Here is a 15,051-nt window from a genome sequence, read left to right as displayed (position 1 = left end):
GTATAAAGTGTATAAAGGATGGGTGCAATGCCCGGGGTTATAATTGCAATTTTTTAAGAAAATCAATATAGATGTGTATGCCTTCACGGATTTCTTCTTCGCGAATGTATTCGTCGGCGCTATGTGATCTTGCGCTATCGCCAGGTCCCATCTTTAATGTAGGGAAAGGCATCAGGGCCATGTCCGACATTGTGGGCGACACATAAGTGGTTCTGCCCAACTGCAGTGCTGTGCGCACAAGTGGGTGTGTCCGGTCGATACCGGAAGCACTCAAGCGCGTTGAACGTGGGATAAGCGTACTGTTGCAAACGGACTGTAAGAGCGATACTGTTTCTTCGTTGCTGTAAGCATCAGTCGTTCTGACATCCACCACGAATCTACATTCGTCCGGCACAACATTGTGCTGTTTCCCTGCCGAAATCTGCGTAACACTGACCTTTATATCGCCAAGTAGTTCCGAAACCCGTTCGAAACGGAAATCGCGAAGACGATTGATGTCTTCGATGGCTATATAGACCGCATTGATGCCTTCATTGCGCGCTGCATGACCGCGTCTGCCTTTTGCCAGACCGTCAAGCACCACAAGTCCACGTTCGCCTATGGCTGCCTGCATACCGGTAGGCTCACCCACTAGCCCCATGTCTATGCGCCCAAGATATGGCAAGACAGACGAGATACCATCCTTTCCGCTGACTTCTTCTTCTGCAGAGATAGCGAGAATAAGGTTGGCGGCGAGTGGTGTTTCATATAGATGCCGAAAAGCCGCTATGAGCGCTACGACAGAGCCGCCGTCGTCGTTGCTCCCGAGCCCGTAAATGCAGCCATCCTCGTGCGCCGGCTCATACGGGTCGCGTGTGTATGACGGCGAAGGGTGTACTGTGTCGTGGTGGGCATTCAGGAGCAACACCGGCTTACTTTCATCCCATGCTGCCGCTCGCATAAACACATTATTTCCCACGCGCTGCACATTGGCAAGTCCTTTTTCCGAAAGGAAGTGCTCAAGGATGTCCGCAGTGTTGCACTCTTCGCATGAGAGCGAGGGTGTACTAATCAGGCGGTCCAGCAAAAGGAGAGCATCGGAAAAAAGTTCGTCGAGTTGTATCATTCTTGTATGGTTGTGCCAGTATTACAAAGCAGGCTATCCGCACATTTTATGATGACTTCCTTTACACCATTATCTATTGCCTTGAAAGCGCCGTCTATCTTCGGTAGCATGCCTTCAAAAATCAGATTCTTGGCACGCAGTTCAGCATATTTCGACCGATTTATTATCGGAATAACGCTGTTGTCATCTTCCACATCAAGCAGCACCCCGGGTTTCTCGAAACAGAACACGAGTCTTGTTGCAGAAATATGTGAAGTTGCAATCGCCACTGCAGAAGCCACACTGTCAGCATTGCTGTTGAGAAGACTTCCATGGCTATCGTGGGTCAGGGCGCAGAACACAGGTACTATGTCCGCATCAAGCAAAGTCTTGATAAAATCCGTGTTTACTTCAGCGGGATTGATGTCGCCCACGTATCCAAAGTCGATGGGGTTTGGGGCGCGCTTTGTTGCAGGAATTACGTTTGCATCTGCTCCGCTCAGGCCAACGGCTTTCACACCCCTTGCAGAAAGGGCTGCCACTATGTTCTTGTTTGTCAACCCGGCATATACCATCGTCACGATGTCGAGCGTTTTCTTGTCTGTGACGCGACGACCTTCAACCATTTTCGTTTTTACCCCCATCTGTGCGCTTAACCGTGTGGCGAGTTTTCCGCCGCCGTGAACGAGCATTTTCGGGCCTTCTAATTTCGAAAAAACGTCGAGGAAACCTGACAAAGCCGAAGCATTGTCAATCACGTTTCCACCTATCTTTACGACCGTTATCATTTGTGTTAGTACGCTTATTTACAGGCTTTCAAGCATTCGTTTCAGCACGGCTGTTGCAGAAATTTCACGATTGGCAGCCTCGGGTATGACAAGGCTTGTCGGCGCCTCAATGACATCGTCGGTAACAATCATGTTGCGGCGCACCGGCAAGCAGTGCATAAAGAAAGCATTGTTTGTCAGCGCCATTTTCTCCTTGCTTACCGTCCAACTCATGTCTTTGCTTAACACCTTTCCATAGTTCGGGTCGGAATAGGCAGCCCAGTTCTTTGCATAGACGAAATCGGCTCCCGCGAGCGCTTCATCCTGATTGTGTGTGATAGTTGCGCCTTGCGTAAATTTCTCGTCGAGTTCGTAACCTTCGGGTTGCGCAATGGTCAGGTCATAGCCTGCAGCAATCATCCATTCAGCAAAAGAGTTTGGCACAGCCTGGGGCAACGCCTTGGGATGCGGAGCCCAAGTGAGCACCACCTTCGGACGCTCAGTGCGTTTGTGTTCCTCGATGGTTATGAAGTCGGCAAAGGCTTGCAGCGGATGGCGTGTGGCACTCTCCATGGAGAATACCGGACGTCCGCTATAATCAATAAACTGTTGCAGGATCTTCTCGCTATAGTCGTCTTCCTTATTCTCAAATTTGGCAAAGGACCGCACGCCTATAATGTCGCAATAACATCCCATCACAGGAATGGCTTCAAGTAAATGTTCCGACTTGTCGCCGTCCATTATCACTCCCCTCTCAGTTTCGAGTTTCCAAGCCCCTTGATTCACGTCGAGGACGATGACATTCATACCAAGGTTCATGGCGGCCTTCTGTGTGCTGAGACGTGTTCGCAGACTGTTATTAAAGAAAATCATCAGTAGCGTCTTGTTACGCCCGAGTTCCACATTGGCATAGCGGTCAGCCTTGATTGCAAGTGCCTCCTGCAATGCCTGATGAAGGTCGCCTATGTCGGCTGGTGAGAGAAATCTTTTCATATTGTTATTTTGCAAAAAAGTGGATTGTCATATTGTGTTATGCGCCGAGCACTTTCTCGAAATGCGTCATAAAACTTTCGGCTTCTTTCTTTCCTATATTGAGCGCGGGAAGCAGGCGCACGGTGTGTTGTCCTGCACCGCCTGTGAAGACATGCTCTTCATATACTAAGCGCTTACGGAGTTCAGATGCCGATTCTTCTATTTCGATACCTATCATCAGTCCGCGTCCGCGTAGTTCCTTTATGCCTTTCATCGCAGAGAGCCTTTCCATCAGGTAGTCGCCCATTTTTTCGGCATTTTCCACAAGATGCTCATCCTGAATGACATCAAGCACGGCAATGGCTGCCGCACAGGCGAGGTGGTTGCCGCCGAATGTGGTGCCGAGCATACCCGGCGTGGCTTCAAATTGCGGCGCTATAAGCACACCGCCTATCGGAAAACCGTTGCCCATGCCCTTCGCCATGGTGATGAGGTCAGGACGTATGCCTGCCCACTGGTGCGCGAAGAAACGTCCTGTGCGCCCGTAACCGCTCTGCACCTCGTCGAGTATGAGGCAGGTGCCTTGCCGGAGGGTCTCCTCGCGCAGTTCACGCAGGAAGTCGTCGCCCGGCATTCGTATGCCTGCCACACCCTGTATGCCTTCCACGATTACAGCGCAGTATTCACCCGAAGAGAGTTCCCTGCGCACGCTCTCTATGTCGCCAAGCGGCACGAAGGTTACCTTGTCCGTCGCGTTGAAGGGAGAGTTGATTTTCGGATTGTCGGTCATCTCCACTGCACCACTCGTGCGGCCATGGAATGCACCCCTGAAAGCGAGCACACGACTCCTGCCTGTGGCGAACGATGCCACCTTCACGGCATTTTCATTGGCTTCAGCACCACTGTTGACAAGGAACAACCGGTAATCATCGTAACCGCTTACCTTTCCCAATCGGTCAGCCAACTGCTGTTGAAGGCTGTTCTCAACGCTATTGGAATAGAATCCTAACTGCCCCAATTGCTCTGAAATCATCTGTACATAATGCGGATGAGCATGACCTATGCTGATGACAGCATGACCGCCATATAGGTCGAGGTATTCCGTGTCGTCGGCTGTATAAACGTAACTCCCCTTGCCACGAACGGGCTCCACTTCGTAAAGGCTGTAAACAGGAAATAGTGTCATTATAGATTCAAATCATGATTATTTATTTGATGTTCACTAAATATCATCGTAGTGCCCGTATGCAGTAAGAACGATTACGGTTACCTGCATATCGTGGATTTCATATATCAACCGATGTTTTGATGTGATGCGTCGGCTCCACTGACCAGCCCGATCGCCTCGCAGGCGCTCCGGTTTTTCAGTTCCGGTCATAGGGTGCTCATACAGTTCTCCTATGAGTTTAAGTGCCTTTTTATATGCATTAGGCTCATTCTTTAACAGACGAATTAAATCCTTTTCTGCTTGTTCCTTGATTTCGACAATATATTTTTTCATAAACTGCGAATATATTGGTCAAGGTCTTCTATGCTATCGAATGATTTTGCTGGTCCTTTCTTCGCCTCATCCACACGACGGAAAAACTCGTCTTCAGTCATCAGTGTGGAGTCTTGTTCTTTCTTTGCCACAAGTTTTTTGGCATATTTCACCAGTTTCTTCATCAAAGTCTCATCCTCTGCAATGATGCTCAACTGGCGGTACAATTCTGCATTTATCTGTGATGCGGTCATAATCGTTTTTTTTCTACTTGTTTCTAATTGCTTCAAAGATACACCGGGAACTGAGTTCTACCAAATATCGCACACTCATACTTACGGTATAGAAATCTTTTATTTACTTATTCTTAGAAAGCGTTGCCTTTCAGGCGAAGGCCGGTGTACTCATCAAGTCCGAACATGAGGTTCATGTTCTGCACCGCCTGCCCGCTTGCACCCTTCAGCAGATTGTCTATCGCGCTGAGAACGAGCAACTTGCCTCCATGCTTCTCCACATGAACTATCGCCTTGTTAGTGTTCGTTACCTGCTTAAGGTTGATGTTCCTGTCGCTCACCACCGTGAAGGCGGCATCGCGATAGAAACCCTTGTACAATGCAACTGCCTCCTCTTCGCTCAACGAACAATCGGTGAAGCACGAAGCAAAGATGCCGCGTGCAAAATCGCCGCGCATGGGTACGAAATTGATGGCGGGCATGTCTGCGGTCCTCGAGAGACGCGACAGGTTGCGGCAAATCTCCTTCAGGTGCTGATGCTCAAATGCCTTATACACTGAGATGTTGTCGTTCCGCCAACTGAAATGGGTCGTAGCACCAGGTTTCACTCCCGCTCCCGTGGAGCCGGTAATGGCTGTTATGTTGATTTCATTCCCTGACAGTTTTGCCTGGGCTAAAGGAAGCAATGCCAGTTGTATGGCTGTGGCAAAGCATCCCGGATTAGCAAGAAGACTTGTTGCCTTTATGCGCTCGCGTTGCCACTCGGGAAGGCCATACACATAGCCCTCTGATTCATCACGGTAGTCCTGCGACAAGTCGATGACCTTCAAGTGTTCGGGACGCGAATAGTTCGTCCAGAACTCACGGCTCTTGCCATGACCCATGCAAAGGAAAACCACATCAATAGCCGTCAGGTCTGCTTCGGCGGAAAACATCATATCCGTCTCTCCTGCCAGACTTTCATGAATATCTGAAATTGGCAGACCAGACTGACTTGTGCTGTGTACAAAAGATATATCCACGCATGGATGATTGATAAGAATTCTTATCAATTCCCCCGCAGTATATCCTGCGCCCCCGATTATTCCAGCTTTAATCTTCCTCTCCATTGACATTGAAGTAAATCTTCATCTGGTTTGCAAGGATTTTTGTAAAGCCTTTCACATCGTCGGGTGTCCATGCCTTCATCACTTCACCGTATTCGCCAAAATCGTTGTTCATCAAGTCGTGCGGACTGTCCACACCAACGAGCGTATAACCATACGGACGGAGTATGATTTCCACTGTGCCAGTAACGTTGCGTTGTGAACTCTCGAGCATTTTCTCCATGTCGCGCATCACCGGTTCGAGATACTGTGCTTCATGAAGGAACATGCCGTACCATGTACCGATTTGCTCTTTCCAATACTGCTGCCACTTTGTCAAAACATGCTTTTCAAGCATCTTGTGAGCAGCGATAATTATGATGGGTGCAGCGGCTTCAAAACCTACACGTCCCTTGATGCCTACAATGGTATCGCCAATGTGCATGTCGCGCCCTATGGCAAAACGACTTGCAATAGCCTCTACTGCACGGATGGCTGCCACCTTGTCGGTATAAACCTGACCATTCACCGCGCTTAGTTCGCCCTTTTCGAACGAGAGTTTGAGCGTTTCCTCACCCTCTGCCACCAACTGGCTGGGATAAGCCTCATTGGGAAGGGTCAGTTTGCTGTCGAGTGTTTCCTTACCGCCTACACTTGTACCCCAAAGACCTTTGTTGATACTATACTCCAACTTTGTGAAGTCCGCTTCGTAGCCATGTTCTTTGAGATAGTTGATTTCATATTCACGTGTCAGCCCCATGTCGCGTGTAGGGGTGATTATTTCTATGTTTGGTGCAAGTATCTGGAATGTGAGGTCAAAACGTACTTGATCATTGCCTGCACCAGTTGATCCGTGTGCCACAGCATCTGCACCTATTTCCTTGGCATAGTTGATGGTGGCAATAGCCTGGAAAATACGTTCTGAAGACACAGAGATGGGATATGTACCGTTGCGAAGCACGTTGCCATATACCATGAATCGGATGCTCTTTTCGTAATAAGTCTGCTCTATGTCAAGTGTAGCGTGACGCACAGCCCCCAAGGCGAGTGCTTTCTGTTCTATCACTTTCAATTCCTCGGCATTAAAACCGCCTGTGTTGGCGATGGCAGTATATACGTCATAACCTTTCTCTTCGGTGAGGTATTTCACACAGAAGGAGGTATCCAATCCGCCACTGAAGGCGAGTACTACTTTCTTTCTTTCCATAATGCAATATTTCTTTCAAACCCCGTTGTTGAGGGAGGATATTTATTTGTAAATTATTAACTTGATGATTAGTAGAACGGACTATTTCTTCAGGTTGAATATAGCCTTGAGTTTGTTCTTGATGTTCATGATATACGGTGTGAAGAATGACCCTTTTTTACCTTCTGACTGGTTGTCAGGGTCCTTCGGGTCGAAAAGCATACCATAGCAAAGGCACACCCGCCGGTTGTTTCGCATCAAGATATCATAGTTCACACAACCTTCACAACCTTTCCAATATTCCGGATCTTGTGTGAGTTCTGAAAGTGTAACAGGCTTATAGCCCAGGCGCGTGTTCAACTTCATGACAGGCAGCGACGTTGTGATGCTGAAGATTTTTGCTTCCGGATAGCGCAGGCGCGCCAAGGCGAATGTCTGCTCCTTGATGCGAGTGGCTATACCCATACCGCGATAGTCAGGATCGACTATCAATCCGCTCGTTGCCACATAATCGCCGTGACTCCAGGTCTCTATGTAACTGAAGCCCACCACCTTGTCGCCATCAAGTGCCACGACAGCCTTGCCTTCCTCCATTCGGGAAGAAACGTATTCAGGAGTACGACGGGCTATGCCTGTGCCGCGATTCAAGGCTGATTCGTAAATCAATTTGCAAATACGCTCGGCATAGTGTGTGTCGGAAGCGGTAGCATGTCTTACTACGATATCCTTTGATTCCATAATTTTTGTATTTGAAGTGTATGGGGATTTTTCCAAAATATGATCCCTTCAAAATTCTATTTCCAAATTTCGGCGCTAATTTACAAAAAAATAGCCATTCCATAGTGATTCACAACAGGAAAACCAATAGAAATGACATATTCATAACGTTTTTATTGACAAATTGAAACTTTGATTCGCATTTTCCTTCATTTTTTAATGTCAGATTAAAAAAAATTATATCTTTGCATTGAATTACAAAAAAAACGAATAGCCATGAAGAGACAGGGCATTTTTACTTTTATCCTAATTAGTTTATTGACAATGACGGGACACGCGGAAGACATAAAAATTATAAACAGAGCAGACGGAAGTATCACTTTCGTCGTTGATGAGGATTTAACGCCTATCAATGACCGATACAGACACAAACTGTTCACTGGAGGAGACATTGCTGACAATATGCTTAATGATGAACAAATCTCAGATGAAGTACTTGGCATTATTGCAACGAGTTTTGCTATGGAAAACAATTTATACCCCATGGGTAAGGATGCTTTTTACAAAACTGTTGTAGAAGCATACGCCAACCATCAGTCGCTTACGATTTCCCCTGATATGATATGGCTCATTATCTGTCAGGGTTTTGCCCGGTACGTGAATGCTCATACAGAAGAAATGCGTCCCAAATTGGTAAACCACGAGGGGAAAATGGACTTGGTGGTTGAAACCAAAAAGGATCTATTGACTGAAGACGTTGACTGGCCATCTCTTATTGATAACATTTCATCTCAGATAGACAAATACACAAAAAACAACGTAGCCAAGATAGTTACCTCAGACTTTACGACGACTGGACAGGTTGAGCGTGTGGCTTCGCAAATCACGCTGATGGAGAGCGTGAAGTCATACTTTGAATATATCATATATCGCATAGTCTGCGGGATTCCTTCCGTCACACTACAAGGAACCGTCAGCGACTGGCAACGGGTACTCGAGAAGACCATGCAACTGAAAGCATACGGGCTCGAACCATGGGTAAACGAACTTGAGCCTATACTCAAGGAGTTCATACAAGCAGCCGACGGGCATCCCAACCAGGTATTCTGGAAAGGTATCGTAAGAAAACAGAGTATTGATAAACTAAAAGGCGGAGGTTGTATTCCCGAAAAACCTACAGAACTCGATGGTTGGTTGCTGAAACTCTTTCCGGATGAGAATGGACAGACCCTTGACAAGATAAATCATAAGAAGAACATGCCGTCAGAATATGTAAGAGTGCGTTTCAAGTACCGCACCATCAATCCAGCAAACGGTAATCTCATCAGCGAAATGCCAATGGAACTCTGGGCAGGATTTATAGGAGCAAAGGTTGACACGACAAACAACATACTGACTCCAAAGATAGGATGGCTTGTCCGCGTGGCAGAAGGCGATGATTACACCTTAAATAAACTCAAGAAGAATAATGAAAATGGTAGGGGCATAGAACTGCGCATCAAGGAGGTTCCGGAAATGTTGTCTCAGTTGGGATATATCAAGTCTTTGCGCCTTGTGTTTACCGACAAAGTGGTACTTCCTGAATGGATGGACAATATGACTATCGACGAATTCATTATATCTGGAAAGATGACAGAAGAAGAGAAAGCAAACATAAGAAAGCGATTCCACAATATAAAGATTCAATAGAGTTTTTTTACTTACGAAAGTTAAAAACGAAGGTGAGGTAAGATGACATAATAGTAATAAAAACACCAGCGAGACAAACAAACTGCCGTTGCTTATCTCGCTGGTTTTAAACTCGTCAACTCTAAATTAGATCCTTAATACTCATCCTCGTTGAAGAGGAAATCCTCTTTGTCGGGATAGTCGGGCCATAGGTCTTCTATGGTTTCATATACTTCGCCTTCTTCCTCTATTTCCTGAAGGTTCTCTACTACTTCCATCGGCGCTCCAGAGCGCATGGCATAGTCAATCAGTTCTTCCTTGGTTGCTGGCCATGGAGCGTCTTCAAGTTTTGAAGCAAGTTCGAGCGTCCAATACATATTCTTTCTTTGTTTAAATGTTTTGTTAATATCCTGTTTTTTTAATCTTCTGCATTTCTTTCCGAAAAGCGCCGCAAAAATAGTGTTTTATATGAAAAAACAAAAGAATTTACATATAAATTTTGTTTAAGTTTTTTTCGCAGCCCCTTTTCACATCATTTTTCTGACTTTGACGATACGTCACCCTACAAACCTTTGCCATTATTCATAAGACTTTCTGGATACGAATATCAGGCTTCATGGCCTCTTAACACACTACTCCCCGCTGTTTCAACGACAACGAGGGAGTAGTAATTCAAGATATGTTCTAAACCTTTAGGCTTATGGGTCATTTTGCAGGCTGAAAGTTGATCAACGACGCTCTATGGGTCATTTTGCAGGCTGAAAGTTGCGTAAAAGTCCGATGATAACTATATTTGTGTTCATTTGAAATACTTCAAACCGACTGAAATATGAACAAAAAAATGCCCGTCTTGTCATTCGCCTATATTAAAGAAGAACGGGCTGCGCCAAGGCGTAGAATTGTACAAATGCATGGCATGTGGTAGGCAGTTCAGAGGAGGTCATAAAGTCTGTTCTAGTGATGTTTGGCACTTATACTTACATAACAAGCAGACAGTGGCCGAAATTTCAAATTTGTTTCACAAAAGTGCTTCAACAATAAAGCGCAGGCTACGTAAAGTCAAGATAGATTGGATTCAGCCATCATTGCAAGGTGAAGGTGTGGTACATATAGATGCAACTTACTTTGGTCGCAACACAGGTGTACTACTGGCATTGGAAGCAGGCAGCGGCAGGCTCCTTTACATGCGTCATATCTCTCATGAACACATAGCAGACTACGAAGAAGCCGTGGCCTATATCCAATCGCAAGGCTATAGGATAAAAGGCATAGTGATAGATGGTCTGCAAAAGTTGTTCAGTGTATTGAGTGATTACCCTCTTCAGATGTGCCAGTTCCACCTCGTAGCCATAATCAGACGCAAACTGACTAAAAAACCACATTTGCCCGCCTCTCGTGAGTTATTGGACTTAGCTTATAGGTTAAAGGATATGGATAAAGACACTTTCCAATCTGAATTTGAGCAATGGAAAGCAAAATGGAAAGATTTCTTAGCCGAGAAAACTACGAATCAAGTTACAGGAAAGATCGTATTCACACACCGAAGGCTACGTTCAGCTATGGTGACTATAAGCTTCTACATAAAATGGTTGTTTACCTATGAGGAAGTTGATGGTATGCCCAATACCAATAACTTAATAGAGGGAACATTTACCGACCTAAAGAAGAAACTGCGCAATCATCCTGATATGTCGGAAGAAAATCGCAAACGTTTCATGAATGGTTTTTTCTTGGCATACGCGAAATTGCATAATGAAAATGGAGGCGGTATCTAACCACCTCCATACAGATGCATTATGCATATTCGGCGATACTATTCCTGGCGGAGTTGCTCCCCAGCAGAGCTCCGTTACGCTTCGTATCGCAAGGCAAAGATAAATAACTATTTTATCTGGTCAAAACGATGCTAAATTTTCAGCCTGCAAAATGACCCATAGCGCGATTTACTCCGAACCAAATCGGCTTGAAAACTTTTGAAACGATTTAACTAAATGTAAATCATCATGTTACAAAGATTTTAGCCTGCATTTTGACCTATACGCCTTTATTAACTTGTAGGAGTGAATTATTTTTTTGGCAATTATATATGGTATGACTCTGTTTTTGATAAAAACAGTTCAAAAATTTGGTTATTTCAAAATTTGTATTATATTTGCAATAAAGGAAGAAATGAAATAATGAAGGAATTTTTATCTCAACTATCCAAAGAAGAGTTAATGAAATATTGGATTGACTATGGCACAATTCAGAAGGCTGCATCATATACAAACCCTTTAACAATGGCATTAGGTTCAACTATAAATGAAGGTTTAATACAGATATATCCTATTGATAAAACAATAGAGTATGTGAGATCTTATTTTGGATTACATAACAACCAAATTAAAGAAATTAACGCAGATAATGGAATTAAACATATTTTGGTTGTGATTCCATCAATAGGAAATAATATAGAACTTATTAAAAAAGCAATGGATTATTGTGGGTATTATTTAGGTTTTCCTAAAGAAGATAATATTCCAATAAATCAATTGGTTACTTTACAATTTGAACCAAAATTTCAAAATAACGTAAGTAATAATATTAGAAAAGAGGAAACTACATTATTACATTTGACACCATACTATAATTTAAAAAAAATTCAAAACATAGGTTTTTCTCCTAGACTAAGAAATGAACTTTTCAATTATCCAAGTCGTATTTATTTTTTAAGAGGTTCAATGAATAGACAAGAAATGATAGATATTGGTATTCAACTAAATAATGCAAACAATAGTTTAGGAAACACAGGAAAATATGCATTAATCACATTAGATGTGTCAGCAATACCGCAGGAAAAAAGTCTTTTTCTTGATCCTAATTACCCTTATGGTATATTTACAATGAATAATATAACTTCAGATGTAATTATAAATGTTGAAGAAATTCAATTTTAACTTAAACATAAAAATACATTCTAATCCATTTATAGTTGTATTGAATATAAGTAAGTTATCATATGTGGATTATTATGGAAATTTTATTACCAATTTGAATAAATGCAGCCATTGATGACTGCATTAAGTCATGTTGGGGTCAAACCCTATATAATTGCCATTTTTTTTGCTTGAAGTTAACGAAGTTATTGAAGTTATCGCCTCGCTCGAAGTTAACGACGTTACTTAATGGAAATTTCTTCTTTCATTCGTTATTCATCTGTCCAACACTATCGTCGTTAACTTCGATAACTTCGTTAACTTCAAGCGAAGCGATAACTTCAGAAACTTGTATTATTTTGACTATTCCTATATGCCGCCATTCATCATGCCGCCTGTCGAGATGCCTGTACCGCCACTGTTCATGCCGCCGCCTTGCTGGTCGGATGCCTTCACGTCGTCGTTCGAAATACCTCGACTCACGCGCTTGGTGCTGATGTTCATCTTGCCGAGGTGGAGCGTGGCGGTGATGCCTATCTGTGCCACAGGCATACGCATGCTCATACGGTTGGAGAAGGTCTTGTCGGACGTGTTCATTTTGAAACGTATGTTCTTCCCGTCGAATGGCATAAAGCCGGAGATGCCCACAGAGAGTGTCTCGCCGAAGAATTTCTTGGTCAGGCTACCCATAACGCCCCCAAATCCACCCATAGTGCCTTGCAGCACGTGGCGCTTGGTCATCGCCATGGCATTGAGGCTCAATTTGAGGTTCCACCACATCGTCTGCTGCAAACCTACCATCAGGTTGCCCTGCCAGCCGCTGTTGTGTACGTCGAGCGCACCGCTGCGAAGGTCCACATACGACCCGCCGGCATTCATCATGATGCTTGTCTTTGCTGTGGGCTTGTAGTTCATGAAGGCATTGACACCGAAGTCGTGGTTTTTGTTCACGTTACCGAATGTGGTGTTGAGCACGTGCGATTCGTCATAGAAACTGTAGTTCTCAATGCCGTTAGAGCAGAAATTATAGTGGAAATTCAGGTTGATGATGAATTTCGGCGTGAATGAAGAAGCCACGAGACTGATCTGGTGCGTCTTTTCGGCATCAAGGTCGGAATTACCATATCTGATGCTTGTTGGGTCGCTCATGTCGCGGTAGGGGTTGAGTTGGTCTATGCCCGGGCGACTGATGCGCATGGCATAACTCAGTCCTATGCTCTGCAATGGCGTCGGGTTGAACGAGAATGTGGCGGAGGGTACGAAGTTGCCGTAGTCAAGCGAGAAGTTCTGCTCCGGACGGTCGGCATAACGCACACGCTGCCAGGTATGCTCATAGCGCGCACCGGCTTTCAGTTTGAACAAGCCCATTTTGCCTTCATATTCCGTGTAGGCGGCTGCAATGTCGTTGAAGAAACGGTAGTCCACACTGTTCATTGCATTGGGCACGAGTACATTGTCGATGACGTCGTAGTATTTGGAGTCGCTTGAGTTCTTTCTGCCAATGAATTTCAGGCCCACGCTCAACTGATGCCCTTCTGCCACGGGGGTGGTAAAGTCTGCCTGCCCTGTATGTTCCGTGCTGTGCATGTTGTTGTCGCTGAAACGGTCGGTCAGGTCAATGTCTGCCATCATTGTTACGGCATCGCTGAAATCGGTAAAACTCTTGTTGCGATTGGGCGATGCGCTGAACTGGTAGGATAGGGTCAGCATACGCTCGGGACAGTTGGCAAAGGTGCGCTGATAGTCGAGATTGGCATCGATGGAGCGGAAGTGCATGCGGGTGCTACCATTCTGATTATAACTCATGAGCGGCATTCCGCTGGCAGCCATACCCATGCTGCCCACCGATTTCTGATTGTTGCCGAAACCCATAAGGTTTGCTGCAGCAGTGAGGAGGCGGAGCGAGTCTATCTGATAACTCAGGCTCAGCCCGCCGCGATAAAAGCGGTTGTGAGTCCTCTGAGCGTTTCGCATCGTGGTAGTTATATCGCCCGTCTCAGCATACTGCACGCGGTCAAAATCCATAGCGCCGAGTCCTGACCTGCCATTGTGCAGAGAACCATTGACACTCATCGAGAATTTGCCCTTCTGCATCGAGAAGAAACCGCTGCCCATCTGTCCACGGGTGGTTACTGCACCCGTAATGTCGGCGGAATAGCCTTCCATGCTTTCGCCCTGTCCGCCTGGACCGCCGAAATTGGCTGTGGTGATGTTGATGATGCCGCCGGTGCCTTCTGCATCATAGCGCGCACCGGGATTGGTAATCACCTCCACATTCTTGGCAAAGGAGGCAGGCATGGCCTTCAGCACGGCAGAGGCATTCTGGCTGAGCATCGGGTTGGGTTTGCCGTTTACGTATATCTTGAAGTTCGACTGTCCGTTCACCGTGATGTTGTCCTGACCGTCCACATTGACGAGGGGCACACGGCGCAGCATTTCGAGCATCGTGGTCGATTTGGAGTCGGGATCGGCACCCATGTCGTATGTAATCTTGTCGGTCTCCATCTTTACCACCGGCTTCTGTGCAGAAACCACGGCAGTGCCTTCGGACGACTTCGACTCAATCAGACCAATCTCGCCAAGGCGTAAATCTCCTGCAGAACCCACAGAGAGTTCCACTTTCCGCGTCTTCTTACCTATGGCGCTGACCACCAGGTTATAATTGCCGGCTTTCGACACTTCGTGTGAAAACGCGCCCTTCTCATCGGTAAGGAACGTGGAAAGCGGCACTTCGTCATTGTTCGACGGAAATATCCTAACCGTAACGTATGGCTGCGGGTCACGGCTCACCGAATCCACCACCATACCGCTGATCTTTGTCTGTCCTGCCGCACCCAATGCAAGAAATGCCAGCAGAAACACCAATAAACTCTTTTGTTTCATATTGTTTTGATTCTATTTACAAGTAAAGATTCTCTTTCTTTGATGGTGCAAAGTTACGGCA

General features: G+C 45.5%; 13 protein-coding genes and 1 pseudogene. 3 read left to right on the top strand and 11 right to left on the bottom strand.

Annotated elements, in window-relative coordinates; translation table 11 throughout:
• Window positions 1–37: 37 nt before the first annotated feature.
• From C7Y71_RS06035 to C7Y71_RS05995, 9 genes are all read right to left on the bottom strand, one after another.
• Entirely contained in the window at window positions 38–1,105 is a 1,068-nt protein-coding gene (locus C7Y71_RS06035) for a M20 family metallo-hydrolase (protein ID WP_111899171.1), read from the bottom strand.
• Window positions 1,102–1,872: an acetylglutamate kinase gene (gene argB / locus C7Y71_RS06030; RefSeq protein WP_111899172.1), complete on the bottom strand. Its 771-nt coding sequence runs from the start codon at window positions 1,870–1,872 to the stop codon at window positions 1,102–1,104. The genes C7Y71_RS06035 and argB overlap by 4 nt, the downstream gene beginning before the upstream one ends.
• Before the next feature lie 18 nt (window positions 1,873–1,890).
• Window positions 1,891–2,844 (bottom strand): N-acetylornithine carbamoyltransferase, encoded by a 954-nt coding sequence (locus tag C7Y71_RS06025; RefSeq protein WP_111899173.1) that lies wholly within the window; start codon window positions 2,842–2,844, stop codon window positions 1,891–1,893.
• A 37-nt stretch (window positions 2,845–2,881) separates the two neighbouring features.
• Complete coding sequence (locus tag C7Y71_RS06020) at window positions 2,882–4,009, bottom strand: aspartate aminotransferase family protein (RefSeq protein ID WP_111899174.1); 1,128 nt, start codon at window positions 4,007–4,009, stop codon at window positions 2,882–2,884.
• Between the two features lie 36 nt (window positions 4,010–4,045).
• Window positions 4,046–4,324 (bottom strand): Txe/YoeB family addiction module toxin, encoded by a 279-nt coding sequence (locus C7Y71_RS06015; protein WP_111899175.1) that lies wholly within the window; start codon window positions 4,322–4,324, stop codon window positions 4,046–4,048.
• Window positions 4,321–4,557 carry a hypothetical protein gene (locus C7Y71_RS06010; protein WP_111899176.1) on the bottom strand — a complete coding sequence of 79 codons (237 nt, stop codon included), beginning with the start codon at window positions 4,555–4,557 and terminating at the stop codon, window positions 4,321–4,323. Before C7Y71_RS06010 ends, C7Y71_RS06015 begins: the two co-directional genes overlap by 4 nt.
• Before the next feature lie 113 nt (window positions 4,558–4,670).
• Window positions 4,671–5,645 carry an N-acetyl-gamma-glutamyl-phosphate reductase gene (gene argC / locus C7Y71_RS06005; protein WP_111899177.1) on the bottom strand — a complete coding sequence of 325 codons (975 nt, stop codon included), beginning with the start codon at window positions 5,643–5,645 and terminating at the stop codon, window positions 4,671–4,673.
• A complete protein-coding gene (locus tag C7Y71_RS06000; protein WP_111899178.1) occupies window positions 5,629–6,828 on the bottom strand; it encodes an argininosuccinate synthase in 1,200 nt (399 codons plus the stop codon). The genes argC and C7Y71_RS06000 overlap by 17 nt, the downstream gene beginning before the upstream one ends.
• A gap of 81 nt (window positions 6,829–6,909) precedes the next feature.
• The gene (locus C7Y71_RS05995) at window positions 6,910–7,545 is read right to left on the bottom strand and encodes a GNAT family N-acetyltransferase (RefSeq protein WP_111899179.1); all 636 of its coding nucleotides are present in this window, start codon (window positions 7,543–7,545) and stop codon (window positions 6,910–6,912) included.
• 303 nt (window positions 7,546–7,848) lie between these two features.
• Here C7Y71_RS05995 and C7Y71_RS05990 point away from each other — a divergent pair, with 303 nt between their 5' ends.
• Window positions 7,849–9,213, top strand: a complete 1,365-nt coding sequence (locus tag C7Y71_RS05990) for a DUF4419 domain-containing protein (RefSeq protein WP_193215854.1) — start codon at window positions 7,849–7,851, stop codon at window positions 9,211–9,213.
• A gap of 134 nt (window positions 9,214–9,347) precedes the next feature.
• Here the strand turns inward: C7Y71_RS05990 and C7Y71_RS05985 are convergent, their stop codons facing one another.
• Window positions 9,348–9,569 carry a DUF2795 domain-containing protein gene (locus tag C7Y71_RS05985; protein WP_111899181.1) on the bottom strand — a complete coding sequence of 74 codons (222 nt, stop codon included), beginning with the start codon at window positions 9,567–9,569 and terminating at the stop codon, window positions 9,348–9,350.
• A gap of 459 nt (window positions 9,570–10,028) precedes the next feature.
• On the opposite strand from C7Y71_RS05985, the pseudogene C7Y71_RS12245 reads away from it, so the two are divergent.
• A pseudogene (locus C7Y71_RS12245) lies at window positions 10,029–10,967 on the top strand (IS256 family transposase, variant Zn-binding type); the annotation flags it as partial.
• A gap of 402 nt (window positions 10,968–11,369) precedes the next feature.
• Window positions 11,370–12,128 (top strand): hypothetical protein, encoded by a 759-nt coding sequence (locus C7Y71_RS05975; protein WP_111899182.1) that lies wholly within the window; start codon window positions 11,370–11,372, stop codon window positions 12,126–12,128.
• Between the two features lie 348 nt (window positions 12,129–12,476).
• On the opposite strand, the gene C7Y71_RS05970 is transcribed toward C7Y71_RS05975, so the two are convergent.
• Entirely contained in the window at window positions 12,477–14,990 is a 2,514-nt protein-coding gene (locus C7Y71_RS05970) for a TonB-dependent receptor domain-containing protein (protein ID WP_111899183.1), read from the bottom strand.
• Window positions 14,991–15,051: the final 61 nt, after the last annotated feature.

Origin of the sequence: Pseudoprevotella muciniphila, assembly GCF_003265305.2 — a bacterium.
GTDB lineage: Bacteria > Bacteroidota > Bacteroidia > Bacteroidales > Bacteroidaceae > Alloprevotella > Alloprevotella muciniphila.
Note: the sequence above shows the minus strand (reverse complement) of the source record. Positions and strands in the feature narration are given on the sequence as shown.